Origin of the sequence: Microbacterium sp. MMO-35, from assembly GCF_037147555.1 — a bacterium.
GTDB lineage: Bacteria > Actinomycetota > Actinomycetes > Actinomycetales > Microbacteriaceae > Microbacterium.
In genome coordinates, this window is record NZ_JBBCVH010000002.1 from 568,471 (window position 1) to 595,132 (window position 26,662).

Annotated in this window: 24 protein-coding genes and 2 tRNA genes; 5 read left to right on the plus strand and 21 right to left on the minus strand. The window is 69.5% G+C overall.

The features are described from left to right. Positions 1 to 5: 5 nt before the first annotated feature. Positions 6 to 1,049 carry an L-threonine 3-dehydrogenase gene (gene tdh / locus WFJ01_RS06145; RefSeq protein WP_336628542.1) on the minus strand — a complete coding sequence of 348 codons (1,044 nt, stop codon included), beginning with the start codon at positions 1,047 to 1,049 and terminating at the stop codon, positions 6 to 8. An 87-nt stretch (positions 1,050 to 1,136) separates the two neighbouring features. Between tdh and WFJ01_RS06150 the strand changes: the two genes are divergently transcribed. The 3 genes from WFJ01_RS06150 to WFJ01_RS06160 all read left to right on the plus strand — a co-directional run bounded on the left by WFJ01_RS06150 (position 1,137) and on the right by WFJ01_RS06160 (position 4,790). Next, the gene (locus tag WFJ01_RS06150) at positions 1,137 to 2,039 is read left to right on the plus strand and encodes a LysR family transcriptional regulator (protein ID WP_251441756.1); all 903 of its coding nucleotides are present in this window, start codon (positions 1,137 to 1,139) and stop codon (positions 2,037 to 2,039) included. 70 nt (positions 2,040 to 2,109) lie between these two features. Beyond that, on the plus strand, positions 2,110 to 4,161 hold the full coding sequence (locus tag WFJ01_RS06155; RefSeq protein WP_336628543.1) for a M3 family metallopeptidase: 2,052 nt from the start codon (positions 2,110 to 2,112) through the stop codon (positions 4,159 to 4,161). 101 nt (positions 4,162 to 4,262) lie between these two features. Next, the gene (locus tag WFJ01_RS06160; RefSeq protein WP_336628544.1) at positions 4,263 to 4,790 is read left to right on the plus strand and encodes a GyrI-like domain-containing protein; all 528 of its coding nucleotides are present in this window, start codon (positions 4,263 to 4,265) and stop codon (positions 4,788 to 4,790) included. A gap of 52 nt (positions 4,791 to 4,842) precedes the next feature. Here the strand turns inward: WFJ01_RS06160 and clpX are convergent, their stop codons facing one another. The 10 genes from clpX to WFJ01_RS06210 form a co-directional block, all read right to left on the minus strand. Continuing rightward, the gene (clpX, locus tag WFJ01_RS06165; RefSeq protein WP_251441767.1) at positions 4,843 to 6,111 is read right to left on the minus strand and encodes an ATP-dependent Clp protease ATP-binding subunit ClpX; all 1,269 of its coding nucleotides are present in this window, start codon (positions 6,109 to 6,111) and stop codon (positions 4,843 to 4,845) included. Positions 6,112 to 6,373: 262 nt separating this feature from the next. Then, a complete protein-coding gene (locus WFJ01_RS06170) occupies positions 6,374 to 7,225 on the minus strand; it encodes an aldehyde dehydrogenase family protein (protein ID WP_336628545.1) in 852 nt (283 codons plus the stop codon). Beyond that, positions 7,222 to 8,739, minus strand: a complete 1,518-nt coding sequence (locus tag WFJ01_RS06175; protein ID WP_336628546.1) for an aldehyde dehydrogenase family protein — start codon at positions 8,737 to 8,739, stop codon at positions 7,222 to 7,224. The genes WFJ01_RS06170 and WFJ01_RS06175 overlap by 4 nt, the downstream gene beginning before the upstream one ends. Before the next feature lie 13 nt (positions 8,740 to 8,752). Then, positions 8,753 to 9,715, minus strand: a complete 963-nt coding sequence (gene deoC, locus WFJ01_RS06180; protein ID WP_336628614.1) for a deoxyribose-phosphate aldolase — start codon at positions 9,713 to 9,715, stop codon at positions 8,753 to 8,755. Positions 9,716 to 9,762: 47 nt separating this feature from the next. Continuing rightward, complete coding sequence (locus tag WFJ01_RS06185; protein ID WP_251441785.1) at positions 9,763 to 10,719, minus strand: sugar-binding transcriptional regulator; 957 nt, start codon at positions 10,717 to 10,719, stop codon at positions 9,763 to 9,765. A gap of 146 nt (positions 10,720 to 10,865) precedes the next feature. Next, a complete protein-coding gene (locus tag WFJ01_RS06190) occupies positions 10,866 to 11,516 on the minus strand; it encodes an ATP-dependent Clp protease proteolytic subunit (RefSeq protein ID WP_251441788.1) in 651 nt (216 codons plus the stop codon). Positions 11,517 to 11,533: 17 nt separating this feature from the next. Beyond that, positions 11,534 to 12,124, minus strand: coding sequence for an ATP-dependent Clp protease proteolytic subunit (locus WFJ01_RS06195; protein ID WP_251441790.1), 591 nt, complete (start codon positions 12,122 to 12,124; stop codon positions 11,534 to 11,536). A gap of 80 nt (positions 12,125 to 12,204) precedes the next feature. After that, on the minus strand, positions 12,205 to 12,699 hold the full coding sequence (locus tag WFJ01_RS06200) for a tetratricopeptide repeat protein (protein ID WP_251441793.1): 495 nt from the start codon (positions 12,697 to 12,699) through the stop codon (positions 12,205 to 12,207). A 79-nt stretch (positions 12,700 to 12,778) separates the two neighbouring features. Beyond that, positions 12,779 to 14,263 carry a trigger factor gene (gene tig / locus WFJ01_RS06205; RefSeq protein ID WP_251441798.1) on the minus strand — a complete coding sequence of 495 codons (1,485 nt, stop codon included), beginning with the start codon at positions 14,261 to 14,263 and terminating at the stop codon, positions 12,779 to 12,781. A 64-nt stretch (positions 14,264 to 14,327) separates the two neighbouring features. Further along, positions 14,328 to 14,401 (minus strand) — tRNA-Pro (locus WFJ01_RS06210). A gap of 128 nt (positions 14,402 to 14,529) precedes the next feature. On the opposite strand from WFJ01_RS06210, the gene WFJ01_RS06215 reads away from it, so the two are divergent. After that, a tRNA-Gly gene (locus WFJ01_RS06215) sits at positions 14,530 to 14,600 on the plus strand. Positions 14,601 to 14,652: 52 nt separating this feature from the next. Continuing rightward, positions 14,653 to 15,021 carry an A1S_2505 family phage non-structural protein gene (locus tag WFJ01_RS06220; protein WP_251441801.1) on the plus strand — a complete coding sequence of 123 codons (369 nt, stop codon included), beginning with the start codon at positions 14,653 to 14,655 and terminating at the stop codon, positions 15,019 to 15,021. Between the two features lie 68 nt (positions 15,022 to 15,089). Here the strand turns inward: WFJ01_RS06220 and WFJ01_RS06225 are convergent, their stop codons facing one another. The 10 genes from WFJ01_RS06225 to uvrA form a co-directional block, all read right to left on the minus strand. After that, positions 15,090 to 15,446 carry an RNA polymerase-binding protein RbpA gene (locus tag WFJ01_RS06225; RefSeq protein ID WP_251441805.1) on the minus strand — a complete coding sequence of 119 codons (357 nt, stop codon included), beginning with the start codon at positions 15,444 to 15,446 and terminating at the stop codon, positions 15,090 to 15,092. Continuing rightward, on the minus strand, positions 15,446 to 15,694 hold the full coding sequence (gene secG, locus WFJ01_RS06230) for a preprotein translocase subunit SecG (RefSeq protein WP_251441808.1): 249 nt from the start codon (positions 15,692 to 15,694) through the stop codon (positions 15,446 to 15,448). Before secG ends, WFJ01_RS06225 begins: the two co-directional genes overlap by 1 nt. Positions 15,695 to 15,793: 99 nt before the next feature. Further along, positions 15,794 to 16,585, minus strand: coding sequence for a triose-phosphate isomerase (tpiA, locus tag WFJ01_RS06235; RefSeq protein ID WP_251441810.1), 792 nt, complete (start codon positions 16,583 to 16,585; stop codon positions 15,794 to 15,796). After that, positions 16,576 to 17,802, minus strand: coding sequence for a phosphoglycerate kinase (locus WFJ01_RS06240; RefSeq protein WP_336628547.1), 1,227 nt, complete (start codon positions 17,800 to 17,802; stop codon positions 16,576 to 16,578). Before WFJ01_RS06240 ends, tpiA begins: the two co-directional genes overlap by 10 nt. Positions 17,803 to 17,812: 10 nt before the next feature. Beyond that, positions 17,813 to 18,823 carry a type I glyceraldehyde-3-phosphate dehydrogenase gene (gap, locus tag WFJ01_RS06245; RefSeq protein WP_045252312.1) on the minus strand — a complete coding sequence of 337 codons (1,011 nt, stop codon included), beginning with the start codon at positions 18,821 to 18,823 and terminating at the stop codon, positions 17,813 to 17,815. Positions 18,824 to 18,923: 100 nt separating this feature from the next. Next, the gene (locus tag WFJ01_RS06250; protein WP_251441816.1) at positions 18,924 to 19,550 is read right to left on the minus strand and encodes a superoxide dismutase; all 627 of its coding nucleotides are present in this window, start codon (positions 19,548 to 19,550) and stop codon (positions 18,924 to 18,926) included. Between the two features lie 197 nt (positions 19,551 to 19,747). Further along, entirely contained in the window at positions 19,748 to 20,725 is a 978-nt protein-coding gene (whiA, locus tag WFJ01_RS06255; RefSeq protein ID WP_251441818.1) for a DNA-binding protein WhiA, read from the minus strand. Positions 20,726 to 20,811: 86 nt separating this feature from the next. Next, entirely contained in the window at positions 20,812 to 21,681 is an 870-nt protein-coding gene (rapZ, locus tag WFJ01_RS06260; RefSeq protein ID WP_336628548.1) for an RNase adapter RapZ, read from the minus strand. A gap of 27 nt (positions 21,682 to 21,708) precedes the next feature. Then, on the minus strand, positions 21,709 to 23,688 hold the full coding sequence (uvrC, locus tag WFJ01_RS06265; RefSeq protein ID WP_336628549.1) for an excinuclease ABC subunit UvrC: 1,980 nt from the start codon (positions 23,686 to 23,688) through the stop codon (positions 21,709 to 21,711). Next, positions 23,688 to 26,606: an excinuclease ABC subunit UvrA gene (gene uvrA, locus WFJ01_RS06270; RefSeq protein WP_251441823.1), complete on the minus strand. Its 2,919-nt coding sequence runs from the start codon at positions 26,604 to 26,606 to the stop codon at positions 23,688 to 23,690. The genes uvrC and uvrA overlap by 1 nt, the downstream gene beginning before the upstream one ends. Positions 26,607 to 26,662: the final 56 nt, after the last annotated feature.

A 26,662-nucleotide genomic window follows, 5' to 3' on the forward strand; every position in this document is an offset into this window, starting at 1 on the left:
GTCTCCTACAGTTCGGTCCAGTCGAGGATGATCTTGCCCGTACCCGCGGAGGCCGCGGCCGCGAAGCCCTTCTCCCAGTCGCGCGCCGGGAGGACCTCGGCGATGATGCGGGTGATGGACTCGCGCAGCACGGGACTGGTCTGCAGCATCGCGCCCATCGCGTTCCAGGTCTCGAACATCTCGCGTCCGTAGATCCCCTTCACCGTGAGCATGTGCGTGACGATCTTGCCCCAGTCCACGCCGAACGGGCCGGCCGGCAGGCCGAGCATCGCGATCCGTCCGCCGTGGTTCATGTTGTCGATCATCGCGGGCAGCGCGCTCGGCGCCCCGCTCATCTCGAAGCCGATGTCGAATCCCTCGCGCATGCCCAGTGCACGCTGCGCGTCGGCGATGTCCTCGCGGGACACGTCGACGACCGCATCGGCGCCCATCCGACTCGCCAGTGCGAGCCGCGGCGCGCTCACGTCCGTCGCGGCGATGAAGCGCGCGCCCACATGGCGGGCGATCGCGATGGCCATGAGACCGATCGGGCCGCAGCCGGTGACGAGCACGTCCTCGCCGACCAGGGGGAAGGCGAGCGCGGTGTGCACGGCGTTGCCGAGCGGGTCGAAGATCGCGCCCAGTTCGGGCGTCACGTCGGCGTGGTGGACCCAGACGTTCGTCGCCGGCAGCGTGAGGTACTCGGCATAGGCCCCGTCGCGCTGCACGCCGAGGCCGATCGTGCGGATGCACATCTGGCGGCGGCCGGCACGGCAGTTGCGGCACATCCCGCAGACGATGTGCCCCTCTCCGGAGACCCGATCGCCGACCGAGATGTCGTGCACGAGCGGGCCGACCTCGACGACCTCGCCGTAGAACTCGTGGCCCGGGATCAGCGGCGCCTTCACCGCGGAGGCGGCCCAGTCGTCCCAGCGCTGGATGTGCAGATCCGTGCCGCAGATGCCGGTGCGCAGCACGCGGATGACCACCTCGTCGGGTCCGGCCACGGGGTCCGGCCGGTCGACGAGCTCGAGGCCCGCGTGCGGGCCGTCCTTGTAGAGAGCCTTCATGCTTCGATCCCACCGCGAACGACGATGTAGATCAATCCCCACTGTCTGGAGTAATCCTTAAGCATCGCTACATGCTTGACTGGACATATGCAACTCCAGCAGCTTCAGATCCTGCGTGAGCTCGGTGCGCTCGGCAGCGTGACCGCCGTGGCCGACGCCCTGCGGGTGACGCCGTCCGCCGTCTCGCAGCAGCTCGCCGCCCTGCAGCGCGGGGTGCGTGCGCCGCTGACCCGCAAGCAGGGCCGCACGCTCGTGCTCACTCCCGCGGGCGAGGCCCTCGCCGAGGCCGGCGCGGCCGCGCTCGACGCGATGGCGGCCGCGCGGTCGGCCGTCGACGAGTTCGAGGCGGCAGAGAACGGCATCGTCACGATCAGCGGCTTCCTCAGCGCCGCTCAGGCGCTGTTCGGTCCGCTCATCCGGGAGGTGGGATCCGGTCCCGGCGTCCCCGCCATCCGGTTCACGGATGAGGACGTCGCGCAGAGCGACTTCCCCGCCCTGACCGCCCGTTATGATCTCGTGCTCGCACACCGCATGGAGCACAGTGCCCCCTGGCCCAAGACCGGGATCCGGGTGCTCACCCTCGCCACCGAGCCCCTCGACGTCGCTCTCGCACCGGAGCACCCGCTCGCGCAGCGGGCGTCCCTGCGGCCGGCCGACGTCGTGGGAGAGCGCTGGGTCACGAGCCGCGCCGGCTACTCCCCCGATGACGTCCTGCGCACGATCTCCGCCGTCACCAATCGTCCCGCCGAGATCGTGCACCGCATCAACGACTACGGAGTGGCCGCGTCGGTGATCGCGACGGGCGATGCGATCGGCGTGCTCCCGCGCTACACCGCTCCCGGTACGGGCGCCGTCGTGCGGCGACCGCTGCAGTACGTCAGCACGAACAGGATGATCGACGTCCTGGCTCGTCCGGAGAACCTCCGGCGACGATCCGTGCGCCTCGTCGCCGACGCGCTCAGCCGGGTGATGGCACAGCTCGCCCGATGAGACGCCGTCGCGGCGCCATCGGCGGGATCCGTATCGCCGTCACGCCGCCGCCGTCTCCTAGGCTCGGAGCATGACGGTCGAGACGAATCCCCTCCTCAGCCCATCGACGCTCCCGTATGCCCTGCCCGACTTCGGCCGCATCCGTGCGGAGCACTACCTGCCCGCGTTCCGGCAGGGCTTCGACGAGCAGCTGGCCGAGATCCGCCGGATCACGATGGTGCGCTCGATGCCGACGTTCGAGAACACCCTGGAGGCGCTGGAGCGCAGCGGCGAACTGCTCGACCGGGTGGCGCATGCCTTCTACACCGTGAGCTCTGCCGACGCGACCGCGGAGATCCAGGCGATCGACGAGGAGCTCGCGCCCCTGATGGCGGCCCATCAGGACGCCGTCCTCCTGGACGCCGCCCTGTACTGGCGCGTCACGCAGCTGCACGAGCAGCTCGACGCGCTGCCCCTGGAACCCGAGCAGCGTCGCCTCGTCGAGCGCCGTCATCGCGAGATGACCCTCGCGGGCGCCGCGCTCGACGAGGACGCGAAGCGCCGCCTCACCGAGGTGAATCAGCTGATCTCCTCCCTCAGCGCCACCTTCGAGAAGAACCTGCTCGCCGACACCAACGAGCTGGCCGTGATCTTCGACGACCCGGCGGAGCTCGACGGACTGAGCTCGGGCGAGCTCTCGGCGGCGGCGCGCGCCGCCGCCGATCGCGGCCTCGACGGCAAGCACCTGCTCGCGCTCCCCCTCTTCACCGGGCATCCCGCGCTCGCCGTGCTGACGAACCGCGAGAGCCGACGTCGGCTCATGGAGGCGTCGCGATCGCGCGGATCCCGTGGCGGCGCCTACGACAACCGTGCGATCCTGGCCGAGATCGTGTCGCTCCGCGCCGAGCGCGCTGCGCTCCTCGGCTACCCGAACCATGCCGCCGCGGTGACCGCCGACGAGACCGCCGGCACCCCCGAAGCCGTGGAGCGGATGCTCCACGACCTCGCGGTCCCCGCCACACGCAATGCCGTCGCCGAGCGCGTCGCCTTGCAGCAGCTCATCGACGAGACCGAGAGCGCGCCGTTCCCCCTCGAGGCGCACGACTGGGCGTTCTACACGGAGAAGCTGCGCGCCGCACGCTACGACATCGACACGGCGGTGCTGCGCGCCTGGTTCGACGCCGAGCGTGTGCTGCAGGAGGGCGTGTTCGCCGCCGCCGGGCGCCTGTACGGTCTCTCCTTCTCGGAGCGCCCCGACCTTCCTGTCTACCACCCCGGCGCCCGCACGTTCGAGGTCTTCGAGGAGGACGGGTCCCCGCTGGGTCTGTACGTGCTCGACCTCTACACGCGCGACAGCAAGCGCGGCGGAGCCTGGATGAACGAGATCGTCAGCCAGTCGGCGCTGCGCGGCACGCTGCCCGTCGTCGCGAACAACCTCAACGTCGCGCAGCCGGCGGACGGCGAGCCCACCCTGCTCACCTTCGACGAGGTGAACACGCTGTTCCACGAGTTCGGACACGCGCTGCACGGCCTGTTCTCGGACGTGACCTATCCCCACTTCTCCGGAACCGAGGTCTTCCGCGACTTCGTGGAGTTCCCCAGTCAGGTGAACGAGATGTGGATGCTCTGGCCCGACGTGCTCCCCGGCTACGCCCGCCACCACGAGACCGGCGAGCCTCTCCCGAGCGAGCTGATCGCGCGCCTGCAGGCGACCGAGACGTTCAACCAGGGCTTCGAGACGAGCGAGTACCTCGCAGCCGCGTGGCTGGACCAGGCGCTGCATCGCGTGCCCGCGGGCGGGACGATCGACGACGTCGCCGCGTTCGAGGCCACTGCGCTCGCCGATATCGGCCTGGCCGACCCGGCCGTGCCCACGCGCTACTCCTCCCCCTACTTCGCGCATGTCTTCTCCGGTGGCTACAGCGCGGGCTACTACTCCTACATCTGGAGCGAGGTGCTCGACGCCGACACGGTCGAGTGGTTCCGCGAGAACGGCGGGCTCACGCGCGCCAACGGTGAGCGTTTCCGGCGGCGACTGCTCGGCGTCGGCGGATCGAAGGATCCGCTCGAGGCGTATCGGGACTTCCGCGGCAGGGACGCCGACATCGCGCCGCTGCTCACGCGGCGCGGGCTGGACGGCTGATCGGTCGGATCGAACCGCCCTCGCCCTTGCGCGCGGGCCGCACGCACCGCGAAGCTGGGCGGAGCACGCCGTTCGCCTCTGCACCCGCACGAAGGAGATCCATGTCCGTGTTTCCCGCCGAGCCGTTCGACGGCATCGAGCAGATCACCGTCGAGCCCACCCCGATCGCGGTGGTGCGGCACGTCGGGCTGCGGCTGAGCGACCTCGCCCGCGTGTTCGATCCCGCCTACACCGCGCTGGCCCGGGCCTTCGCCGAGGGGGCGCTGGTTCCGGCGGGTCCGGCGGGTCCGGCGCTCGCCGTCTACCACGGAGACGCGATGGCCGAGTTCGACCTGGAGATCGGCTTCCCCGTGGAGGCTGCACCGTCCGCCCCGCTGACGGTGGACGGCATCGAGATCTCGGCATCGGCGCTCCCCGGCGGATCCGCCCTGGCCACCACCCACATCGGCGGATTCGAAGGCCTCGGCGCCGCGTGGGCGGGCCTTTACGGCGAGGCCGCGTCACGCGGACTCGAGCGCTCCGGCGACTGGATCGAGATCTACGTGTCGGATCCCCGTACGACGGCGGAGACGGACCTGCGCACCGACCTCGTGCTGGGCATCGAGGCTCCCGCTTCCCCCGACGTCTGAGCCCGTCGGCTCGGCCCGCTGCGGGAAGGGTCCGCGTGCGAGAAGCGAGGGATTACGCGCTCTTGCGCTTGCGCGCGAGCACCAGCGTGGGCGCGGCGCCCTCCTCCACGGCGGCGCGGGTGACGACGACCTTCTGAACGTCTTCCGCCGAGGGGATCTCGAACATGATCGGCCCGAGCACGTCCTCCAGGATGGCGCGGAGTCCGCGTGCGCCGGTCTTGCGCAGCACGGCGAGGTCGGCGATCGACTTGAGCGCATCGTCGTCGAACTCCAGCTCCACGCCGTCGAGCTGGAACATGCGCTGGTACTGCTTGACCAGGGCGTTGCGCGGCCCGGTGAGGATGTCGATGAGGGCGGCCTGATCGAGCGGCGAGACCGAGGCGACCACCGGCAGCCGGCCGATGAACTCGGGGATCAGACCGAACTTGTGCAGATCCTCCGGCAGCACCTCGCTGAACAGATCCAGATCCTTGCCCTTGTCGTGCAGCGGGGCGCCGAATCCGACGCCGTGCTTGCCGACGCGGGAGGAGACGATGTCCTCGAGGCCTGCGAACGCGCCTGCGACGATGAACAGCACGTTCGTGGTGTCGATCTGCAGGAACTCCTGGTGCGGGTGCTTGCGACCGCCCTGAGGGGGCACCGACGCGACCGTGCCCTCGAGGATCTTCAGCAGCGCCTGCTGCACGCCCTCGCCGGACACGTCGCGGGTGATCGACGGGTTCTCCGCCTTGCGCGCGATCTTGTCGATCTCGTCGATGTAGATGATCCCCTGCTCGGCGCGCTTGACGTCGTAATCGGCGGCCTGGATCAGCTTGAGCAGGATGTTCTCGACGTCTTCGCCGACGTAGCCCGCCTCGGTGAGCGCGGTCGCATCGGCGACGGCGAACGGGACGTTCAGCCGCTTCGCGAGCGTCTGCGCCAGATAGGTCTTGCCGCACCCGGTCGGGCCGATCATCAGGATGTTGCTCTTGGCGATCTCGATGTCTTCGGCCTTCTGCTCGGCCGGCTGCAGGGTGCCGCGGGCGCGCACCCGCTTGTAGTGGTTGTAGACCGCGACGGCGAGGGCCTTCTTCGCCGGCTCCTGACCGACGACGTACTCCTCGAGGAAGGAGAAGATCTCTCGGGGCTTGGGCAGATCGAACTCGGCGACCTCGCCGTTCGCGGACTCCGCCATGCGCTCTTCGATGATCTCGTTGCAGAGCTCCACGCACTCGTCGCAGATGTACACGCCGGGCCCGGCGATGAGCTGCTGCACCTGCTTCTGACTCTTGCCGCAGAACGAGCACTTGAACAGGTCGGCGCTCTCACCGATGCGTGCCATGTGCGTCCTCCTTCGAGACGTGGTCCGCGGTCGCCTCGTGCGGACACGAGGGCGATCACGGCGTGGGATCACCGTGCGGCGATGCCGCTGTTCGAGCCTAACCGCTGCATCCGACATCCAGCCGCATCGCCACGGATCCCCCGCCGCACGTCGCTCCGCGCACGGCGAACACGCCCGGATCCGGCCTTTCATGACGAGGGGCCCGCCCCGCGCAGCGCGGGACGGGCCCCTCGGCCGTTCGACAGGCTCAGAGCCCGAGCGCTCAGACCATGCTCTTCGGGTGCCAGACCGTCTTCACCTCGGTGAACGCGGCGATCCGCTGCGGGGAGGCGACGACCTCGCCCGGAGGAAGCACGCGCTTGAGCGTGTCGGCGGCGGCGATCTGCAGGTCGACCCAGTCGATCCCGCCGGCGCCGGCCAGGTCCAGGGCGTTCACGTCGGCGTGCGAGGCCAGCCAGGGCGCGAGCTCCGCCGGGGATCCGGTGAGCACGTTCACCACGCCGCCGGGGACGTCGCTCGTGGCGAGCACCTCGGCGAGACTGATCGCCGAGAGCGGGAACCGCTCGCTGCCCACGACGACCACCGCGTTGCCCGCGACGAGCGCCGGCGCGACGACCGAGACGAGGCCCCGCAGCGCGTCCTCCTGCGGGGCGATGATCGCGACCACACCGGTCGGCTCGGGAGCGGAGATGTTGAAGTAGGCACCGGCCACCGGGTTCAGGTTGCCCGCGACCTGTGCGTACTTGTCGCACCAGCCGGCGTACCAGACCCACAGGTCGATCGCCTCGTCGACCTGCGCGCCGGCGGCGGCCGCGGACACGCCCTGCTGCGCCATGATCTCGTCGACGAACTGGGCGCGGCGTCCCTCGAGCACCTCGGCGACGCGGTACAGCACCTGACCGCGGTTGTACGCGGTCGCCTTCGCCCAGCCGGACTGCGCGGTGCGCGCGGCCTTGACCGCATCGCGGGCGTCCTTGCGCGACGCCTGCGCCGCGTTCGCGAGGAAGACCCCCTTCGGGGTGGTCACCTCGTAGGTGCGTCCCGACTCGCTGCGCGGGAACGCGCCGCCGATCGCGAGCTTGTAGGTCTTGGGGACGGTCAGACGCGCGCTCATGCCGCGGCTCCCTTCTTCGGCGCCTTGGCTTCGCTCTTCGCGTCGCTCCCCTCGTTCAGGGATCGCCGGGGAGCCGTGCCGGCCGGACGCAGGTACGCCGCGAGGCCCTGCTTGCCTCCCTCACGCCCGTAGCCGGACTCCTTGTAGCCGCCGAAGGGGCTGGAGGGGTCGAAACGGTTGAAAGTGTTGGCCCAGACGACGCCTGCGCGAAGGCGGTCGGCGACGGCGAGGATCCGGGAGCCCTTGTCGCTCCAGATTCCGGCGGAGAGACCGTACGGGGTGTTGTTGGCCTTCGCGATCGCCTCGGCGGGGGTACGGAAGGTCAGCACCGACAGGACCGGGCCGAACACCTCCTCGCGGGCGATCCGATGCGAGGCCTCGACACCGGTGAAGATCGTCGGCGCGAACCAGAACCCCTTCTCCGGGATGACGCAGTCGGCGGTCCAGCGCTCCGCGCCCTCGTCCTCGCCGACCTGGCTGAGCTCGCGGATGCGTGCCAGCTGCTCCGCGGAGTTGATCGCACCGATGTCGGTGTTCTTGTCGAGCGGATCGCCGAGGCGCAGCGTCGACAGGCGCGACTTCAGCCGGTCGATCACCTCGTCGTGGATGGACTCCTGCACGAGCAGGCGGCTGCCGGCGCAACACACGTGTCCCTGGTTGAAGAAGATGCCGTTGACGATCCCCTCGATGGCCTGATCGATCGGAGCGTCGTCGAAGACGATGTTCGCCGCCTTGCCGCCGAGCTCGAGCGTCAGCGCCTTGCCCGATCCGGCGATCGAGCGCGCGATCTCTCGCCCCACGCCCGTGGATCCGGTGAAGGCGACCTTGTCGACGTCGGGATGCCGCACGACCGCGGCCCCGGTCGCACCGGCGCCCGTGACGATGTTCACGACACCCGCCGGCAGGTCGGCCTGCTGCAGGATCTCGGCGAAGATCAGCGCGGTGAGCGGCGTGGTCTCCGCGGGCTTCAGCACCACGGTGTTGCCCGCCGCCAGCGCCGGGGCGACCTTCCACGCCAGCATCAGCAGCGGGAAGTTCCAGGGGATGACCTGGCCCGCCACGCCGTGCGCCTTCGGGTCGGGGCCCGCACCCGCGTAGTCGAGCTTGTCCGCCCAGCCCGCGTAGTAGAAGAACCACGAGGCCACGAGCGGCACATCGACGTCGCGGGACTCCTTGATCGGCTTGCCGTTGTCGAGACTCTCGGCCACGGCGAGCTCGCGGGCGCGCTCCTGCACGAGGCGGGCGATGCGGAACAGGTACTTGCCGCGATCCCGGCCGCTCATCTTCGACCACACCTTGGTGTAGGCGCGGCGCGCGGCGGCGACGGCGCGATCGACGTCCTCGTCCGAGGCGTGCGCGATCGTGGCGATGCGCGACTCGTCCGCCGGCGAGATGGTGGCGAACGGGGCGCCGTGTCCCTCGACGAACTCGCCGTCGATGAACAGCCCGTACTCGTCCTTCAGGTTGAGGATGCTCCGCGACTCGGGCGCGGGTGCGTATTCCAGGAATCCCATGAACAGTCCTTCGTCAGTCGATCGTGACGTAGTCGGGGCCGGAGTAGTGGCCGGTGGTCAGCTTCTGCCGCTGCAGCAGCACGTCGTTGAGCAGGCTGGAGGCGCCGAAGCGGAACAGGTGCGGCTGCAGCCAGTCCTCCCCCACGGTCTCGGCGACGTGCACGAGGTACTTCACCGCATCCTTCGAGGAGCGGATCCCGCCCGCGGGCTTCACGCCGATCTTCTCGCCGGTGAGCCGGTGCCAGTCGCGCACGGCTTCGAGCATGAGCAGCGTGACCGGCAGCGTGGCCGCCGGGGCGACCTTGCCGGTGGAGGTCTTGATGAAGTCGCCACCGGCGAGCATGCCCAGCCAGGACGCGCGCTTGATGTTGTCGTAGGTGTTCAGCTCGCCGGTCTCCAGGATGATCTTCAGCGAGGCGGAGGATCCGTCGGCTCGGCGGCACGCGTCCTTGACCGCGACGATCTGGTCGAAGACCTGTCCGTAGCGGCCGGCGAGGAAGGCGCCCCGGTCGATGACCATGTCGATCTCGTCGGCGCCGGCGTCGACCGCATCCCGGGTGTCGGCGAGCTTGATCGCCAGCGCCGCCCGACCGCTCGGGAACGCCGTGGCGACCGCGGCGACCGAGATGCCGCCCTCGTCGGGGTCGCCGTGCCGGGCGCCGAGAGCCTCGACGGCGTAGGGCACCATGTCGCCGTACACGCACACGGCCGCGACCGACGGGCACGAGGGATCCGACGCGTCGGGGAGCTTGGCCTTGGAGACCAGCGAACGCACCTTGCCGGGCGTGTCCGCGCCCTCGAGCGTGGTGAGGTCGATCAGGCGGATGATCGTGTCCAGCGCCCAGGCCTTCGACGTCGTCTTGATGGATCGCGTGCCGAGCGCGGCGGAGCGCTGCTCGAGGCCCACCGCGTCCACACCGGGCAGTCCGTGCAGGAAGCGGCGCAGCGTGAGGTCGTCGGGTTCGCCCCCGAGCACCTCGAGCGCGGTGCGCCGCGCGAGTTCGGTCGTGGTCGCAGTTCCGGTCACTTTTCCAGCTCCAGCAGAGTCAGGGCGGTCTCCTCGTCGGTGACCACCATCGTGCACAGGTTCGCCGTCACGACGGTGCGGGCGATGTCGTGCTTCGCCTCTCCCGCCGTGACGAAGACGGCGGTGCGCGCTTCGCGCAGCCGTTCGAGGCTGAGCCCGACCGTTCGGGCGTCGAGCTCGGGGTCGACGATGTTGCCGTCCGCGTCGATGTAGCGGCCGAGCACGTCGCCGACCGCGCCCCGACGGGCGAGCTCGTCGATGTCGCGCGCAGTCAGGTAGCCGTTCTCGACATGCGCGGATCCGGCGTCGCACACGCCCGCCGTGAACAGGTAGGCATCGGCCAGAGCGGCCTGCTCGAGCACGCCCGCCACGGTGCGGTCGCGCTCGATCGCCTGCTTGGTCTCCAGCCGCTCCAGGATCGCAGGGCTCGGCAGCAGCGCCACATGGCCGGACGCGCGCTGCGCGATCGTGGCGGCGAGGGACGCGGCGCCACCGGGGCGCCGGTTCACGCTCACGCCGCCGTTCATCTGCACGACGGTCACGCCGCGCGCCCACCCCTCCGCCATGCGGTCGGCGATCGCGGTGAGCGTGCGTCCCCAGCTGACGGCGAGCGTCTTCGGCACGGGGCGGAGAGCGGCGAGATGGTCGGCGGCGCCCTGCGCGACCCGTCCGAGGGTCTCGGTGTCGCTCGGTCCGTTCGGCACCACGACGGCGTCGGCGAGGCCGAAGCGCTCGCGCAGCTCGCGCTCGATGCCGAGCTTCCGCGCGCGCGGATGCACGATCTCGATCCGCACGATCCCGTCGGTCCTGGCCTGCTGGAGGAGGCGCCCGACCTTCCACCGCGAGATGCCGAGCAGCCCGCCGATCTCGTCCTGCGTCTTGTCCTCGTCGTAATAGAGCTCCGCGACGCGGACGGCGAGCAGTTCGTCGTCGTCGATGGCGGAGCGAGGCATGCTCCGAGAGTACCCTTCACCACGCGCACGCGCACGGATCTGCTCATATGCGCATTGGAGTTCGCTCACCCGCGCAACGGGAGCGGGTACGCGCGAGGGCGGCCCGGAATCGGATCCGGACCGCCCTCGACGAGTGCGTCAGCGCGTCAGCTCAGCGACTGGCGCTTGCGGCTCGTCAGCACCTGGTCGACGATGCCGTACTCCCGCGACTCCTCGGCCGAGAGGATCTTGTCCCGGTCGATGTCGCGGTGCACCTGCTCGACAGGCTTGCCGGTGTGCCTGGCCATGGTCTCCTCGAGCCAGGTGCGCATGCGGAGGATCTCCGCCGCCTGGATCTCGATGTCGGAGGCCTGGCCGTGACCGGCCTCGCCCATCGCCGGCTGGTGCATCAGCACGCGGGCGTTGGGCAGCGCCAGCCGCTTGCCGGGGGCGCCGGCCGCGAGCAGCACGGACGCCGCAGAGGCCGCCTGGCCGAGGACGACCGTCTGGATCTGCGGCGCGACGTACTGCATCGTGTCGTAGATCGCCGTCATCGCGGTGAAGGATCCACCGGGCGAGTTGATGTACATCGTGATGTCGCGCTCGGAGTCCTGGCTCTCCAGGACCAGCAGCTGCGCCATCACGTCGTCGGCGGATGCGTCGTCGACCTGCACGCCGAGGAAGATCACACGATCCTCGAACAGCTTGTTGTACGGGTCCTGGCGCTTGAAGCCGTAGGCGGTGCGCTCCTCGAACTGAGGAAGGACGTAGCGGCTCGAGGGCAGGGTGCCGGCGGAGCGGAACGTGGGTGTGTACATGGGTGTCCTCTCCAGCCTTACTTGTCCGCGCCCGTGCCGCCGCCGCCGTGCACGTCACTGGCGTGCTCGCGCATGTGGTCGACGAAGCCGTATTCGAGCGCCTCCTGCGCCGAGAACCAGCGGTCCCGGTCGCCGTCCTCGTTGATCTGCTCGACCGACTTGCCGGTCTGCGATGCGGTGATCTCGGCGAGACGCCGCTTCATGTCGAGGATGAGCTGCGCCTGGGTCTGGATGTCGCTCGAGGTGCCGCCGAAGCCGCCGTGCGGCTGGTGCAGCAGCACGCGCGCGTTCGGCGTGATGTAGCGCTTGCCCTTGGTGCCGCTGGTCAGCAGCAGCTGGCCCATCGAGGCCGCCATCCCGATGCCGACGGTGACGATGTCGTTCGGCACGAACTGCATCGTGTCGTAGATCGCCATGCCGGCCGTGATGGATCCGCCGGGTGAGTTGATGTAGAGGTAGATGTCCTTCTCGGGGTCCTCGGCGGCGAGAAGGAGGATCTTGGCGCAGATCTCGTTGGCGTTCTCGTCCCGCACCTCGGATCCCAGCCAGATGATGCGATCCTTGAGCAGCCTGTCGAAGACGCTCGTCGCGACCAGGGGTTCAGCCATTTCCGCTCCTGTTTCCGTGTTCGGTGTTTCGAATCTACCGGCGACAACGCACGCGCCCGGCCGTGTTCGCCGTCGGCATATCAGGCGTCGTCGCCCGCGATCTCGTGGGCGTAGGCGGTCATCGAGCGGTGGTAGCGGGGCATGTGCGGCACGAGGGCGAGGACGGCCACGCTCAGCCCGCGTTCCGGCTGGCCGGCACTGGCGAGGGCGAGGGCGTGCAGGGCGGCGATCGCCTCACGGTAGACCGATTCGGGATGCGCCGCACGCTCGGCCTCGATCAGCTCGAGCGCACCGTCCACGTCGCCGAGATTGCGCAGCGAGCTCGCCAGCTGGATCGTCGCCTGAGCGCGCCGATCGTCGTCCAGGCCGATCTCCAGAGCCCGGCGGTAGAGCGGCACGGCCTCGTCGGGCCGTCCCGCGGAATCGCGCGCACCCGCGCGCTCGAACGCGGCCTCGGCATCGTCCGGCCCGCGCTCCGCCGCGATCGCGTCGATCCGTGCGATCACCTCTTCGTCGACGAGCCCGCCGGCCGCGGCGTCCCAGACCGCGTCGATGCGCTCCTGCCAGTCGTCCATGTCCTACCTCGTCCCGTGCGGATGCGAGGAGGGCGGGTGCATGATGCACCCGCCCTCCTCCGGATCGTGGATCCGATGCTTACTCGGCGTCGGCGGCCTTGTCGGCGGCCTTCTTGGCCGGAGCCTTGCGGGCGGCCGGCTTCTTGGCCGCGGGCTTCTCCTCGGCCGGAGCCTCGGCGGGCTCCTCGTCCTTCGCGGCAGCCTTCTTGGCCGGCGCCTTCTTCGCGGGAGCCTTCTTCGCCGGGGCCTTCTTGGCAGGAGCCTCGGCGGCCTCCTCCGCCTCGTCCTCCGTGGCGACGAAGCCCGTCAGGTCGACGGCCTTGCCCTCGGAGTCCACGACGGTGACCTTGCCCAGCGCGACGGCCAGGGCCTTGTTGCGGGCGACCTCGCCGACGAGAACGGGGAGCTGGCCCGACGACTGCAGCGCCTCGACGAACTCCTGCGGAGCCATGCCGTACTGCGCGGCGGACTGGATCAGGTACTGGCTGAGCTCGTCCTGCGAGACCTGGACGTTCGCGTTCTCGGCGATCGTGTCGAGCAGCACCTGGGTCTTGAACTGCTTGGTGCTGGCCTCGGTGACCTCGGCGCGGTGCTCGTCGTCCTCGAGACGGCCTTCGCCCTCGAGGTGGTTGTGCACCTCGTCCTCGATGAGCTGCGGCGGGACGGGGATGTCGATCTGCTCGAGCAGCGTCTCGACGAGCTTGTCGCGGGCCGCGGAGGCCTGCGTGAACACGCCCTGCTGCGAGACGGACTCGCGCAGGCTGTCGCGCAGCTCGCCGATGGTGTCGAACTCGCTCGCGATCTGCGCGAAGTCGTCGTCCGCCTCGGGCAGCTCGCGCTCCTTGACGGCCTTGACGGTCACGGAGACCTCGGCCTCCTCGCCGGCGTGGTCGCCGCCGACCAGCTTCGAGCGGAACGTGGTGTCCTCGCCCGCGGTGAGCGAGTCGATCGCGTCGTCGATGCCCTCGAGCAGCTCGCCCGAGCCCACCTCGTAGGAGACGCCCTCGGCGCGGTCGATCTCGGCGCCGTCGATCGCGGCGACCAGGTCGAGCTCGACGAAGTCGCCGGCCTTGGCGGGACGGTCGACGGGGACGAGCGTCCCGAAGCGCGCGCGCAGGCGGTCGAGCTCGGCGTCCAGTGCGGCGTCATCCGCCTCGACGGCGTCGACCGTCAGCGTGATGCCGTCGAGCGACGGGACCTCGATCTCGGGACGCACGTCGACCTCGACCTCGACCTTGAGGTCGCCGGAGAAGTCCTTCTCGTTCGGCCACTCCACGACCTCGGCCGACGGGCGGCCGACGATGCGGAGGTTGTGCTCGAGCGACGCCTCGCGGAAGAAGGTGTCGAGCCCCTCGTTGACGGCGTGCTCGATGACGGCGCCGCGGCCGACGCGCTGGTCGATGATCGGCGCGGGCACCTTGCCCTTGCGGAAGCCGGGGATCTGCACGTCCTGCGCGATGTGCTCGTAGGCGTGCGCGATGCTGGGCTTGAGGTCCTCGGGGGTGACCGTGATGTGCAGCTTGACCCGGGTCGGGGCCAGCTTCTCGACGGTGCTGTTCGCCATGCTGGTGTGTTCTCCTTGTGAATGTCCCGCGCGGAGATCCACGCGAGTGCGACGTGTATGAACGTCGGGGCGACAGGATTTGAACCTGCGACCTCCCGCTCCCAAAGCGGGCGCTCTACCAAGCTGAGCTACGCCCCGGGTAGGACCCGCGCGCGCGGGAACGGCCTTCACGAGTCTAACGGAACGGAGCACGTCCGTCTGTCAGGTATGCTCGTGGAGTCCCGGTGTTCCACCGGGCCCGCCCCGGCGCCTCGTGCTCCGGGTCCGGGGGTGTAGCTCAATGGTAGAGTCTCAGTCTTCCAAACTGATTGCGCGGGTTCGATTCCCGTCACCCCCTCCCCTTCCTCCCCGCTCCGCGGCGTAGAGTTCGCTGCGTTGAGAGGGGATCCATGGACATCACGCCGGAGCACGTCGCCGCTCTCGCGCCGAACGAGGTGTTCGTCTTCGGCTCCAACGCCGAAGGCAGGCACGGCGGCGGAGCCGCTCTCGTCGCCTACCGCGAGTTCGGCGCGATCTGGGGCGAGGGCCACGGGCACCACGGCAGCACCTACGCCATCGACACGATGAGCGGGCTCGATGTCCTCGCCGCCGAGGCCGAGACCTTCATCGGGTACGCCGTCGCCCACCCCGGACTGCGGTTCCTTCTCACGCCGGTCGGCTGCGGGATCGCCGGATACCGGCCGGAGCAGGTGGCGCCCCTGTTCGCCGGCGTCCCGCCCCACGTGACGGTCCCGAGGAGCTTCGTCCCGTTCATCTGATCACCCACCTCGCGGACGAGAAGAGCCCCTGCGATGCAGGAGCTCTTCTCGTCGGAGGCGTCAGGCGATCACGCCTGGCCGCGACGTTCGCGCAGCTGAGTGAGCGCGTCGCCGAGCAGCTGTTCGGCCTCTTCGTCGGTGCGACGCTCCTTCACGTACGCGAGGTGCGTCTTGTAGGGCTCCGCCTTCGCGATCTCCGGCGGGTTCTCCTTGTCGCGCCCGGCCGGCAGACCGGAGTGCGGGTGATCGATGATGTCCGGGATCTCCTCTTCGGGCAGGCCCGCCGCGAAGTACCGCACGGTCTCGTTGCCGAGCCCGTCCCAGTACGAGATCGCGATGCGATCGGCGTGGTAGCCGTGGTCCTGCTCCCCCATGGGGCCGGATCCGACCCGCGTGCCGCGGATCGCGTTGCCGCCGGTCGCCATCAGATGGCCTCGAACTTCGTGATGAGGCCGAGACCCACGACCGCGACGAACCAGACCAGCGCCAGCACGACGGTGAACCGGTTGAGGTTCCGCTCGGCGAGACCGCTGGACCCGACGGCAGAGGACATACCGCCGCCGAACATGTCGGAGAGGCCTCCGCCGCGCCCCTTGTGGAGCAGGATCAGAAGGGTCAGCAGGACGCTGGTGATGCCCAGCAGCACCTGCAGGATGAACTGGAGAATATCCACGGATCGGCCTTTCGCTCGGGCCCGCACGGGCGTGCGGGATCCCGGGTAACGGTCAATTATACGTCGGGACGTCCCCGCCCCTCGGGGCGGGGACGCGTGTCACACTCCGACGTGCTTCTGATAGCGCACGATCGCGGCGAACTCGTCGACGACCAGGCTCGCGCCGCCCACCAGCGCGCCGTCGACATCGGGCTCGCGCATGAAGCCGGCGATGTTCGCGGACTTCACCGATCCGCCGTACAGGATCCTGGTGCGCGCGGCCGCCTCGTCGCCGAGGACCTTCGCGATCACCCCGCGCAGCACGGCGCACACGTCCTGCGCCTGCTGCGGGGTCGCGGCCTGGCCCGAGCCGATGGCCCAGACCGGCTCGTACGCGACGACGATGTCCGCCTTCGCGTCCAGCCCCTGCAGCGCCGCCTCGAGCTGACCGGCGGGAACCGCGCTCGCGCCGAACTTCTCCAGATCCTCCGCGGTCTCGCCGACGCAGATCACGGGCACCAGGCCGTGCTTGAGCGCCGCCCGGGTCTTCGCCGCCACGACCTCATCGCTCTCCGCGTGGTACTCGCGCCGCTCGGAGTGGCCGATGATGACGTAGCTCGCGTCGAGCTTGGCGAGGAACGCGCCCGAGATCTCACCGGTGTACGCCCCGGAGTCGTGCTCGGACAGATCCTGGGCGCCGAACGCGAACGGGATCTTGTCCGCGTCGATCAGCGTCTGGACGCTGCGCAGATCGGTGAAGGGCGGGAAGACCGCCACCTCGACCGTGCCGTCCTCGTGCTTGGCGTCCTTGAGCGTCCAGTGCAGCTTCTGCACGAACGCGACCGCCTGCAGGTGGTCGAGGTTCATCTTCCAGTTGCCCGCGATCAGCGGGGTTCTGCTGTTCACACCCATCCGAGGACCTCCAGTCCGGGAAGCTTCTTGCCCTCGAGGAACTCGAGGCTCGCGCCCCCGCCCGTCGAGATGTGACCGAACTGGTCGTCCGCGAAGCCGAGCTGGCGTACGGCCGCGGCGGAATCGCCGCCGCCGACGACGCTCAACCCGTCGGTCTCCGTCAGCGCCTGCGCGACGGCCTTGGTGCCTGCCGCGAATGCCGGGAACTCGAACACGCCCATCGGGCCGTTCCAGAACACCGTCTTGGATCCGCGGATCGCCTCCGCGAAGCGCGCCGCGGTGTCCGGCCCGATGTCGAGTCCGATGCCCGAGGCGCCGAAGGACGTCGCCTCGATCTCGTCGGCCGCCGCGATCTCATGAGCCGCGTCCGCGGAGAACGAGGCCGCGACCACCACGTCGGTCGGGAGCACGAGCTCCACGCCGCGCTCGGCCGCCTCGGCGATGTAGCCGCGGACGGTGTCGAGCTGGTCCTTCTCCAGCAGGCTGGAGGCGACGGCGTGCCCCTGAGCCGCGAGGAACGTGAACAGCATCCCGCCGCCGACGAGGAGGCGATCCACCCGCGGGAGCAGGTGAGAGATCACGCCGAGCTTGTCGGAGACCTTCGATCCGCCGAGCACCACGGTGTAGGGGCGCTCGGGGTTCTCGGTGAGGCGGTCCAGCACCGTCAGCTCGGCCTCGATGAGCAGGCCGGCCGCGGACGGCAGGATCTGCGCGAGGTCGTAGACACTGGCCTGCTTGCGGTGCACGACACCGAAGCCGTCCGAGACGAGCGCGTCGCCGAGGGCGGCCAGCTGCTCAGCGAAGGCGCGGCGCTCGGCGTCGTCCTTCGAGGTCTCCCCCGGGTTGAACCGCAGGTTCTCCAGCACGACGACACCACCGGCCGGCAGCGCGGCGACGGCGTCCTGCGCCGCAGCTCCGACGGTGTCGGCCGCGAACGCGACGGGGCGGCCGAGCAGCTCACCCAGACGCACCGCGACGGGCGCCAGGCTGTACTGCGGGTCCGGAGCGCCGTCCGGGCGACCGAGGTGGGAGACCACGATCACGCGGGCCCCCTGGTCGATGAGGGCCTTGAGGGTCGGCACCGACGCTCGAACACGGCCATCGTCCGTGATGACCCCGTCCCGCAGGGGGACATTGAGGTCACAACGGACGATGACGCGTGCTCCGTCGAGCGACCCGACCGATTCCTTCAGGGATTCGAGGGTGCGCAGAGTCATGGATATGAGCTTAGAGCCGCTCGGCGACGTACTCGGTGAGGTCGACGAGACGGTTCGAGTAGCCCCACTCGTTGTCGTACCAGCTGGAGACCTTGACCAGGTTGCCGGAGACGTTCGTGAGGGTCGAGTCGAAGATCGACGAGAACGGGTTGCCCTGGATGTCGCTGGAGACGATCTGGTCCTCGTTGTACTGCAGGTAGCCGTTGAGACGCCCCTCGGCGGCGGCCTTCGCGTATGCGGCGTTGACCTCGTCGGCCGTCAGGTCCTCACGCTCGGTGATGAGGGTCAGGTCGACGATGGAGCCGGTGGGAACGGGCACGCGGTACGAGGAACCGCTGAGCTTGCCGTTCAGCTCCGGCAGCACGAGGCCGATCGCCTTGGCGGCGCCGGTCGAGGCCGGGACGATGTTGATCGCGGCAGCGCGGGCGCGGCGCAGGTCGCTGTGCGGGCCGTCCTGCAGGTTCTGGTCCGCGGTGTAGGCGTGCGCGGTCATCATGAAGCCGCGGACGATGCCGAACTCGTCGTTGAACACCTTGGCCAGCGGCGCGAGGCAGTTGGTCGTGCAGGAGGCGTTGGAGATGATGTGGTCGGTCTCCGGGTTGTACGTCTCCTCGTTGACGCCCATGACGATGGTCGCGTCGTCCCCGGTCGCGGGAGCGGAGATCAGCACCTTCTTGGCGCCGGCCTCGATGTGCTTCTTCGCGAGCTCGGCCTTGGTGAAGAACCCGGTGGACTCGATGACGATGTCGACGCCCAGCTCGCCCCACGGCAGGTTCGCGGGGTCGCGCTCCGCGAACGCCTTGATGTGGTGGCCGTCGACGGTGATGCTCTCGTCGTCGTAGCTCACGTCCGCCTTGAGCACGCCGCCGACGGAGTCGTACTTCAGCAGGTGCGCGAGGGTCTTGTTGTCGGTGAGGTCGTTGACCGCGACGATCTCGAGGTCGGCACCCTGCTCGAGGGCTGCGCGGAAGTAGTTGCGTCCGATTCGGCCGAAGCCGTTGATACCGATCTTGACAGACACGAAAGTCTCCTGGTTCTTACTCAAGGAAAAGCGTGATTCTTGCAGATTGCGCGGACAACGGCGTCCTGATGGGTTTTTCGCCCATCAGGACGCCCATCTTTTACGACAGTACCAGCAGTCCGTTGGTCTTCTCACGCGCGGCCGCGAAGCGCTGGGCGACGTTCTCCCAGTTCGCGATGTTCCAGGCCGCCTTGACGTAATCCGCCTTCACGTTCAGGTAGTCCAGGTAGAACGCGTGCTCCCACATGTCCAGCTGGAACAGCGGCACCGTGCCCTGCGCGGTGTTGCCCTGCTGGTCGAACAGCTGCTGGATGATGAGGCGGGCGCCGATCGGGTCCCAGCTGAGGACGGACCAGCCGGAGCCCTGGATGCCCATGGCCGCGGCGGTGAAGTGCGCCTGGAACTTCTCGAAAGAGCCGAAGAACTCGTCGATCGCCGCCTTCAGCTCGCCCTCGGGCTCGCCCCCGCCATTCGGCGACAGGTTGGTCCAGAAGATCGAGTGGTTGACGTGACCGCCGAGGTTGAACGCGAGGTCCTTCTCGAGCTTGTTCACGTTCGCGAGGTTGCCGCTCTCGCGGGCCTCGGCGAGGGACTCGAGCGCCGCGTTCGCTCCGGCGACGTAGGCGGCGTGGTGCTTGTCATGGTGCAGCTCCATGATCTTGCCGCTGATGTGCGGCTCGAGTGCCGCGAAGTCGTAGGGAAGGTCGGGCAGCGTGTAGATCGCCATGTCGATGTCATCCAATCCGCGCCGCGCTCGCGGCGCTTGCCGGTCCCCCGAAGCGCGGTGGTGCGCACGGGGCGGACGTCTCTCATCCTACTGACGGCAACGCGCGGACAGCCCGGAACCTTCCGGATGTGACACGACGAGGGCCCGCGTCCCGGCGTGTTTCCACAGACCGGAACGCAGGCCCCCGATGAGGTGTCTCAGACGTCGAGACCGACGGGAACGGCCGATTCGGTTCCGGGGATCCCCTCGGTCTGCGCCCGCTTGTCGGCCATCGCGAGCAGACGCCGGATGCGGCCCGCGACGGCGTCCTTGGTGAGCGGCGGGTCGGCGTGGTGGCCGAGCTCGTCGAGGCTCGCATCCCGGTGCGCGAGGCGCAGTGCGCCGGCCGTGCGCAGGTGCTCGGGGACGTCATCGCCGAGGATCTCGAGCGCGCGCTCGACCCGGGCGCAGGCGGCGACGGCGGCCTGCGCGGAACGGCGCAGGTTCGCGTCGTCGAAGTTGACGAGACGGTTGACGCCGGCGCGCACCTCGCGGCGCTGGCGCATCTCCTCCCACGCGGCGGCGGTCTTGGCGGCTCCCATCAGGGCGAGCACGGCACGGATGCCCTCGGGCTCGCGGATGACCACCCGCGGCATCCCGCGCACCTCGCGCGCCTTCGCGGCGATGCCGATGCGATGCGCGGCGCCGACGAGCGCCATCGCCGCCTCGGATGAGGGGCACGCGACCTCGAGGACGGCGGAGCGCCCCGGCTCGCTGAGGGATCCGGCGGCGAGGAAGGCGCCGCGCCAGAGGCCGGCGAGCTCTTCCCGGGATCCGGTGGTGAGGCGATTGGGCAGGCCGCGCACGGGACGGCGGCGCTGGTCGAGCAGGCCCGTCTGGCGGGCGAGAGTCTCACCGGCGGCGATCACGCGCACGGCGTACTTGGCACCGTCGTGGCTGGAGGCGCCCTGGATCGGGGCGATCTCCGGCCGCACCCCGAAGAGCTCGGCGAGGTCGCGCGCCACCCGTCGAGCCAGCAGCTCCGCGTCCACCTCCGCCTCGACCGCGATGCGGTTGGCGATCTGGTGCAGCCCCCCGGCGAACCTCAGCACCGCTGTCACCTCCGCGACGCGCACCGACGGCGGTGCGTTCCGGATGCTGACGAGCTCGGCCTTGACGTCGGTGGTGAGTGCCACGGGTCTCCTTCTCACGGGCGGCGCCGGATCTCGGCGCAAGGGATCAGCTTACCCGGCCGAAGCGCTCCGCACCCGCCGGGGGCGCCTCACTCGCGCCCGAGGTCTCGGTGCCGGACCGTCACGGCGACGCCGGGGAACTGACCCAGGCGCGCCGCGAGCTCCTCCACCATCGCCACCGAGCGGTGCTTGCCGCCCGTGCAGCCGATCGCGACCGTGGAGTGGCTCTTGTTCTCGCGCTGGTAGCCCTCCAGGATCGGACGGAGCGCGGCGGTGTACGCGTCCAGGAACTCCTGGGCGCCCTCCCGGCTCAGTACGTAGTCCCGCACCTCGGCATCGAGCCCTGTCGACCCGCGCAGGTCGTCGATCCAGAACGGGTTCGGCAGGAACCGCATGTCCGCGACCAGATCGGCGTCCGAGGGCAGCCCGTACTTGAAGCCGAAGCTCATGACGGTGACCTTGTGCCGCGCCGCGCCTTCCTCGGCGAACACCTCGTTGACCTTGGTGGCGAGCTGGTGCACGTTGAAGCTCGACGTGTCGATGACGATGTCGGCGGCCTCGCGCAGCGGTGCCACCCTGGTGCGCTCCGTGCGGATGCCGTCGAGCAGAGTGCCGCCGCCCTGCAGCGGGTGCGGGCGCCGGACCGACTCGAAGCGGCGCACGAGGACATCGTCCGAGGCGTCGAGGAACACGACCTGCACGGATCCGTGCTCACGCAGGGCCCGGGCGACACCGGGGAAGCCGTCGAACAGATCGCGACCGCGCACGTCGACCACGGCGGCGACCTTGGGAAGCGCGGCCCCGCCGAGATTGGCGAGATCGAGGAGCGGGCGGAGCATCTGCGGAGGCAGGTTGTCGACGACGTACCAGCCGAGATCCTCGAGCGCGTTCGCGACGGTCGAGCGGCCCGCGCCCGACATTCCGGTGACGATCAGGAACTCCCCCTGGTCGGCGCTCATCTGCTCTCCTCCTCGCTCTGCTCCAGCCTAGCCAGAAGCCGGGGTCGACGACGCACCGGAAGTGGATCCGACGCCGTCTCCCGCCGTCACCGGCACGGGTTCTCCGGCGGAGCCCGCGAGATGCGCGCGGATGGCGTCGGCGAGAGCGGGCCCGATGCCCTGCACCTCCTGGATCTCCGCCGTCGTCGCGCGTCGCAGCGCCGCCACGGAGCCGAAGTGCCGCAGCAGGGCCTTGATCCGCGCCGCTCCGAGACCGGGGACCTCACCGAGGATCGAGGCGATGTCGCGCCTGCGCCGCTTGCGCTGGTGCATGATCGCGAACCGGTGGGCCTCGTCGCGCAGGCGCTGCACGAGGTAGAGCGCTTCGCTGGTCCGCGGCAGGATCACGGGGTAGTCCTCGCCGGGGAGCCAGAGCTCCTCGAGCCGCTTGGCGATGCCGCAGAGGGCGATGTCGGCTCGTCCGGCATCCCGGAGGGCACGCGCGGCCGCTTCGACCTGGGGCTTGCCTCCGTCGACGATGAGCAGCTGGGGCGGATACGCGAACCGTGGCCGACGTCGCTCGGAGACCACCAGCTCCTCGCCGTCTTCGCCGATCAGGGGAGCCTCCTCGGCCTCCTCGGGAGCGTCGATGTGCGCGAGCCTGCGGCGCAGCACCTGGTACATCGAGTCGGTGTCGTCGGTGGTCTCCGCGATGTTGAACGAGCGGTACTGGTCCTTGCGCGGCAGGCCGTCCTCGAACACGACCATGGAGGCCACGACGTTCGTGCCGCCCAGGTGCGAGATGTCGTAGCACTCGATGCGCAGCGGTGCCTCGTCGAGCCCCAGCGCCTCCTGCAGATCGGTGAGCGCCTGGGTGCGCGTCGTGTAGTCGCTCGATCGGCGCGTCTTGTGGCGGATCAGGGCCTGCTGGGCGTTGAGGGTCGCATTCCGCATCAGCTCGGCACGCTGTCCGCGCTGGGCGACAGCGATCTCGACCTTCTTCCCGCGGCGCTCCCGCAGCCACTCCTCCAGCTCTGCCGAGTCGTCGGGCAGCGCCGGCACGAGCACCCTTCGCGGGACCTGCTCGCCGTTCGCCTCCCCGTAGACCCGCTGCAGGATCTGGTCGACCAGATCGGCGCCTGCGATGTCGATCTCCTTGTCGAGCGTCGAGGCGCGCACACCGCGGACGCGTCCGCCGCGGATCACGAAGTGCTGGATCGCAGCCGACAGCTCGTCCTCGGCGATGCCGAACAGATCCGCATCCTCGTCCTGGGGCAGCACGAGGGCGCTGCGCCCCAGCACCGCGTCGATCGACGCGAGCCGATCCCGGTACTTCGCCGCGCTCTCGTAGTCCATCGCCGCCGACGCCTCCTGCATCCGCCGCGTGAGGTCCCGCGTGAAGCGCTCGTCGCCGCCCTCCATGAACGCGATGAAGTCGTCGACCATCGCACGGTGCTCCGCGATCGTCACGGTCATCGAGCAGGGGCCGCCGCACTTGCCGATCTGACCGGGGAAGCACGGCCGGCCGGTCGCCATCGCCTTGCGATAGCTGGCGTCGCTGCAGGTGCGGATCGGGAAGACCTTGATCATCTGGTCGATCGTGTCGTGGACGGTCCACACCTTCGGATAGGGGCCGAAGTACTTCGCGCCCGGGATCCGCCGATTGCGCGTCACGATGACGCGCGGAGCCTCGTCGGCGAGCGTGATCGCCATGAACGGATAGGACTTGTCGTCCTTGTAGCGCACGTTGAAGGGCGGATCGAACTCCTTGATCCACATGTACTCGAGCTGCAGCGAGTCCACATCGGTGGGCACGACCGTCCACTCCACGGACGCCGCCGTGGTGACCATCCGCCGCGTGCGCTCGTGCAGAGTGCGCAGCGGAGCGAAGTAGTTGGACAGCCGCTGACGGAGGTTCTTCGCCTTCCCGACGTAGAGCACCCTCCCCTGCGCGTCGCGGAACCGGTACACGCCGGGATCGGTCGGGATCTCTCCGGGCCTCGGCTTGTACGGAAGCTCTGCGGCCATCAGCCCGCCTTGCGCTCGAGCGCCCGCCGCGCACCGGGCCGCCCGGCGGCGACGGAGGCGTCGAGGATCTCCGCGAGGAACGCGCCGGTGTGGCTGTCGGCGTTGCGCGCGACCTGCTCCGGCGTGCCCGTCGCGATGACCTGGCCTCCGCCGGACCCGCCCTCGGGACCGAGATCGATCACCCAGTCCGCCGACTTGATGACGTCGAGGTTGTGCTCGATCACGATGACCGTGTTGCCCTTGTCCACGAGTCCGTTCAGCACCTCGAGCAGCTTGCGCACGTCTTCGAAGTGCAGACCGGTCGTCGGCTCGTCGAGCACGTAGATCGAGCGGCCGTTGCTGCGGCGCTGGAGCTCGGTGGCGAGCTTGACGCGCTGCGCCTCGCCGCCGGACAGCGTGGTCGCCGACTGGCCGAGCCGCACGTAGCCCAGACCCACGTCGACGAGGGTCTTCATGTAGCGGTGGATCGCCTGGATCGGCTCGAAGAACTCCGCAGCCTCCTCGATCGGCATCTCCAGCACCTCGGCGATGTTCTTGCCCTTGTAGTGCACCGCCAGCGTGTCGCGGTTGTACCGCTTGCCGTGGCACACCTCGCAGTCCACGTAGACGTCGGGCAGGAAGTTCATCTCGATCTTGATCGTGCCGTCACCGGAGCACGCCTCGCAGCGGCCGCCCTTGACGTTGAAGCTGAACCGCCCCGGCTGATAGCCGCGGACCTTGGCCTCCGGCGTCTCGCTGAACAGCGTGCGGATCCGGTCGAACACGCCCGTGTAGGTCGCGGGGTTGGACCGCGGGGTGCGGCCGATCGGGGCCTGGTCGACGTGCACGACCTTGTCGAGGTTGTCCAGCCCCGTGACCCTGGTGTGCTTGCCCGGCACGGTGCGCGCACCGTTCAGCCGCGAGGCGAGCACCCGGTAGAGGATGTCGTTCACGAGCGACGACTTGCCCGATCCGCTCACGCCCGTGACGGCCGTCAGCACGCCGAGCGGGAAGTCCGCCGTCACGTTGCGGAGGTTGTTCTCCTTCGCACCGACCACGCTGAGCATGCGCTTGCGGTCGATGCGGCGCCGCTTCTTCGGCGTGAGGATCTCGCGGCGCCCCGCCAGGTAGTCGCCCGTCATCGAGGACTTCTCGCGCAGCAGAGCCTCATAGGGACCGGAGTGCACGACGAGTCCGCCGTTCACGCCCGCGCCGGGGCCGATGTCGACCACCCAGTCCGCGGCCTCGATCGTCTCCTCATCGTGCTCGACGACGATCAGCGTGTTCCCCAGATCGCGCAGTGTGAGGAGGGTCTCGATGAGACGACGGTTGTCGCGCTGGTGCAGGCCGATCGACGGCTCGTCGAGCACGTACAGCACGCCCGTGAGTCCCGATCCGATCTGGGTCGCGAGACGGATGCGCTGGGCCTCGCCGCCGGAGAGCGATCCGGCGGAGCGGCTGAGATTCAGGTAGGACAGGCCGACCTGCAGCAGGAAGTCGAGACGGAGGCGGATCTCGCGCAGCACCTGCGCGGCGATCTTGGCCTCGCGCGGGCTGAGCTCGAGACGCTGCATGAAGTCCTGCGCCTCGGCGAGGCTCTTGTGGGACACCTCGGCGATCGAGTGCCCGTGCACCTGCACGGCGAGCACCTCGGGCTTGAGCCGGTCGCCGTCGCACACCGGGCAGGGCACCTCGCGCAGGTACTCGCCCCAGCGGCTGCGCTGGGTGTCGCTCTCGGCCTGCTGGTACTGGCGCTCGATGTACGGCACCACACCCTCGAAGCCGGACGAGTACCGCATCTCGCGGCCGTACCGGTTCTTCCACTTGACGGTGACCTTGTAGTTCTCGCCGTGCAGCACCGCCTCCTTCACATCGGAGTGCAGGTCCTGCCAGGGCGTGTCGAGCGAGAAGTCGAGATCTACGGCAAGCCCCTCGAGCAGGCGCTCGTAGTACTGGAACAGTCCCTTGCCCTGCGTCGTCCAGGGGATGATCGCGCCCTCGCGGATCGACAGCGACTCGTCGCCGAGCATGAGGTCGGGGTCGACCGACATCCGGGTGCCGAGTCCGGAGCAGGCGGGGCAGGCGCCGAACGGCGCGTTGAACGAGAAGGTGCGCGGCTCGATCTCGGTGAGGGTGATCGCGTGCCCGTTGGGACAGGCCAGCTTCTCGGAGAACGACTGCCAGGCGTCGTCGCCCTCCTCGTCCACGAAGTTGACCTGGATGACGCCCCCGGCCAGTCCGAGCGCGGTCTCCACAGAGTCCGTGACCCGGCCCAGGAGGTCGGGAGCGGCGACGAGCCGGTCGACCACCACGCCGATGTCGTGCTTGTAGCTCTTCTTGAGCACGGGCGGCTCGGCGAGCTGGATGAGCTCGCCGTCGACGATCGCCCGCGCGTAGCCCTTGGCTCCGAGCTCGCGGAACAGGTCGACGAACTCGCCCTTCTTCTGGCTCACGACGGGCGCGACGATCTGATACCGGGTGCGCTCGGGCAGCTCCATGAGCTGATCCGCGATCTGCTGCACGGTCTGACGCTGGATGCGCTCGCCGCACTGCGGGCAGTGCGGCACGCCGATGCGCGCCCAGAGCAGGCGCATGTAGTCGTAGATCTCGGTGATCGTGCCCACCGTCGAGCGCGGGTTGCGGTTGGTCGACTTCTGATCGATCGACACCGCAGGGCTGAGTCCCTCGATGAAGTCGACGTCGGGCCGGTCGACCTGGCCGAGGAACTGCCGGGCGTAGGCGCTGAGCGACTCGACGTATCGGCGCTGCCCCTCGGCGAAGATCGTGTCGAAGGCGAGGCTCGACTTCCCGGACCCGGAGAGGCCGGTGAAGACCACGAGGGAATCGCGCGGGATCTCGAGGTCGACGTTGCGGAGGTTGTGGACACGAGCGCCACGGACGCTGAGTCTTCCAGGGCTGGTTACGGGTACGATCGGCACCCGTCAAGTCTAGGAGCGGCCACCGACATTGGCTCCGGGAGCCCCGGGTACCGGCG

What these genes read in the sequence shown, in the direction of transcription:
- tdh (WP_336628542.1), bottom strand. Translation starts at nt 1,049, where the DNA reads ATGAAGGCTCTCTACAAGGACGGCCCGCACGCGGGCCTCGAGCTCGTC.
- WFJ01_RS06150 (WP_251441756.1), top strand. Translation starts at nt 1,137, where the DNA reads ATGCAACTCCAGCAGCTTCAGATCCTGCGTGAGCTCGGTGCGCTCGGC.
- WFJ01_RS06155 (WP_336628543.1), top strand. Translation starts at nt 2,110, where the DNA reads ATGACGGTCGAGACGAATCCCCTCCTCAGCCCATCGACGCTCCCGTAT.
- WFJ01_RS06160 (WP_336628544.1), top strand. Translation starts at nt 4,263, where the DNA reads ATGTCCGTGTTTCCCGCCGAGCCGTTCGACGGCATCGAGCAGATCACC.
- clpX (WP_251441767.1), bottom strand. Translation starts at nt 6,111, where the DNA reads ATGGCACGCATCGGTGAGAGCGCCGACCTGTTCAAGTGCTCGTTCTGC.
- WFJ01_RS06170 (WP_336628545.1), bottom strand. Translation starts at nt 7,225, where the DNA reads ATGAGCGCGCGTCTGACCGTCCCCAAGACCTACAAGCTCGCGATCGGC.
- WFJ01_RS06175 (WP_336628546.1), bottom strand. Translation starts at nt 8,739, where the DNA reads ATGGGATTCCTGGAATACGCACCCGCGCCCGAGTCGCGGAGCATCCTC.
- WFJ01_RS06185 (WP_251441785.1), bottom strand. Translation starts at nt 10,719, where the DNA reads ATGCCTCGCTCCGCCATCGACGACGACGAACTGCTCGCCGTCCGCGTC.
- WFJ01_RS06190 (WP_251441788.1), bottom strand. Translation starts at nt 11,516, where the DNA reads ATGTACACACCCACGTTCCGCTCCGCCGGCACCCTGCCCTCGAGCCGC.
- WFJ01_RS06195 (WP_251441790.1), bottom strand. Translation starts at nt 12,124, where the DNA reads ATGGCTGAACCCCTGGTCGCGACGAGCGTCTTCGACAGGCTGCTCAAG.
- WFJ01_RS06200 (WP_251441793.1), bottom strand. Translation starts at nt 12,699, where the DNA reads ATGGACGACTGGCAGGAGCGCATCGACGCGGTCTGGGACGCCGCGGCC.
- tig (WP_251441798.1), bottom strand. Translation starts at nt 14,263, where the DNA reads ATGGCGAACAGCACCGTCGAGAAGCTGGCCCCGACCCGGGTCAAGCTG.
- WFJ01_RS06220 (WP_251441801.1), top strand. Translation starts at nt 14,653, where the DNA reads ATGGACATCACGCCGGAGCACGTCGCCGCTCTCGCGCCGAACGAGGTG.
- WFJ01_RS06225 (WP_251441805.1), bottom strand. Translation starts at nt 15,446, where the DNA reads ATGGCGACCGGCGGCAACGCGATCCGCGGCACGCGGGTCGGATCCGGC.
- tpiA (WP_251441810.1), bottom strand. Translation starts at nt 16,585, where the DNA reads ATGGGTGTGAACAGCAGAACCCCGCTGATCGCGGGCAACTGGAAGATG.
- WFJ01_RS06240 (WP_336628547.1), bottom strand. Translation starts at nt 17,802, where the DNA reads ATGACTCTGCGCACCCTCGAATCCCTGAAGGAATCGGTCGGGTCGCTC.
- WFJ01_RS06250 (WP_251441816.1), bottom strand. Translation starts at nt 19,550, where the DNA reads ATGGCGATCTACACGCTGCCCGACCTTCCCTACGACTTCGCGGCACTC.
- rapZ (WP_336628548.1), bottom strand. Translation starts at nt 21,681, where the DNA reads ATGAGCGCCGACCAGGGGGAGTTCCTGATCGTCACCGGAATGTCGGGC.
- uvrC (WP_336628549.1), bottom strand. Translation starts at nt 23,688, where the DNA reads ATGGCCGCAGAGCTTCCGTACAAGCCGAGGCCCGGAGAGATCCCGACC.